This is a genomic window from Parapedobacter soli, assembly GCF_025460835.1.
Taxonomy (GTDB): domain Bacteria; phylum Bacteroidota; class Bacteroidia; order Sphingobacteriales; family Sphingobacteriaceae; genus Parapedobacter; species Parapedobacter soli.
On the sequence record NZ_JAMXAY010000122.1, the window covers coordinates 1 to 1918 of the forward strand.

Consider the following 1918-nt stretch of genomic DNA (forward strand, 5'->3'; position numbering starts at 1 on the left):
AATCGAGTAGACGGCTCCGCCAGTAACTGACGGAGTGCGCCTCTCACACCACCGAGCGTACGGGTCACGTACTCGGCGGTTCGCAAAGAGATGGGTTAAGTTGTAAATGTAATTCAGTTAAGGAAACATATCCTCTTTTCTTCAAGCGTTGTAAAGTAATGGTAGTGCCTAGAATAGGACTTTGTGCTATTGCCCAACCGCCTTTCCGTGTTCTGCTCCAAGCGTAGGCATGGTCTTGGTCTACACCTAATCGAATCAGGTTTTTCCTTTTCCTTTCGGGTTTTTTCCAATGATGCCAAATGCAATAGCGCAGTCGGTTGCGAAGCCAACCATCTAAATCTCGTAATTTGCCCAAAATACTCGTGCCTTGGAAATAGTTCAACCATCCGCGTTGCACTTCTTTTATCTTGGCAATACGCTCTTCAAATGTGGCTGGTGTGGTTTTTCGGGTGATTGTTTTAAGTCGTTCTTTTAGTTTCTTCCAAGCTTTTTCCGATACAATAAGTTGGTATTGATTTTTACTTCCTTTCTCGTACGTAGGTACGAATCCGAAACCCAAAATTGTGAAGTGGATTGGTTTTCTGATACCACTCTTTTCTTCATTTATAGTTAATTTGAGTTTGTTTTTCAAAAACTTTTCAATTACCACTCTTGTTGCCTTGGCTTGATTGTGGCTTTTGCAATAAATACTAAAATCATCCGCATAACGTACAAATTTGTGTCCTCTTCGAGTCATTTCCTTATCCAGTTGATGTAGTAAAATGTTCGACAATAATGGACTTAAAGGGCTTCCTTGCGGAACGCCTTTTCTTCTCTTTCGTAGCTTTCCGTTGATTTTAATAGGTGCTCTGAGCCATTTGCGTATGAGTTGCATGGTAGCTTTGCATTTCACTTTTTGATAGATTAAATTCAGTAATAAACAGTGGTCAACTTCATCAAAGAAGTTTTTCAGGTCAATATCCACAATGTGGTTTAATCCTGAATGGATGTAATCCCGAGATTGTCCAACGGCTTGTCGGGCATTCTTGTGAGGTCTAAATCCATAGCTGTAATTACTAAATTCGGGCTCAAAAAGTGGTGCAATAGTTTGTGCTAAGGCTTGTTGCAACACACGTTCTGTAGTGGTGGGAACACCCAATAATCGAGTTTTCCCATTTCCTTTCGGAATTGCAATACCTAAAATGGGTTGTACTTGATAGTTGCCTTGTTTGATTGCTTCAATCAGTTGTAGTTTCTTTTCAGAAAACACCTTGCGGAGCTCTCTTATAGAAACACCATCGACACCCGCACTGCCTTTATTGGCAATCACGTGTTCCAATGCTCTTTGAAGATTAAACGGATGTACTACTCTTGTTATCATTTTAGTTGTTTTTAACCTGTTTTCGTTAAGTAGGGCTACTATGTGTTCCGTTACCTATTGAAAACCTCTTTACGTTCAGTCCTTCCTTGTTTGTGAGACCTATGCGGTATCTATTCGCACCTCGTTTGCCCTCAAGTACTATGACCTCTGCTGACTTCTTGGATTGATTAACTCGTAATCGCCAAGACCTCCCCTGGTAAATGCTTTTTCCTTCCGTCTATCGCCGGTACATCTACATAACAATAATCTGATTTAATAGCATGTTCAGAACACTGTTTTGGACTTCGTATTGCTGTGGATACTCATCCTTATTGCTATGCCTCTTATGTACTTTCTGTTCGTCGGTACAGACTTTTGCAGTCCTGCTTCCTTCAGTGCATACCTCACGATAAACCACCTTGCAGCTTGCTAACGATTCGGGGTTTCAATCCGCTCGTAAGGGACTTGCACCCTCTGGAAAAATAACACCCCGAAAACTTGGTTCGTAAAACTAAATTTGTATTTTTGAACTATTTGAAAAGCTTTCGGGGTGTGTCCTGCATATGCAGGGCACACACA

Annotated in this window: 1 protein-coding gene; it reads right to left on the bottom strand. The window is 41.2% G+C overall.

What is annotated here, in order from left to right; translation table 11 throughout:
* Positions 1-64: 64 nt before the first annotated feature.
* Positions 65-1360 (bottom strand): group II intron reverse transcriptase/maturase, encoded by a 1296-nt coding sequence (gene ltrA, locus NGM62_RS21800; RefSeq protein WP_262250414.1) that lies wholly within the window; start codon positions 1358-1360, stop codon positions 65-67.
* Between the last annotated feature and the right edge of the window lie 558 nt (positions 1361-1918).

What these genes read in the sequence shown, in the direction of transcription:
- ltrA (WP_262250414.1), bottom strand. Translation starts at nt 1,360, where the DNA reads ATGATAACAAGAGTAGTACATCCGTTTAATCTTCAAAGAGCATTGGAA.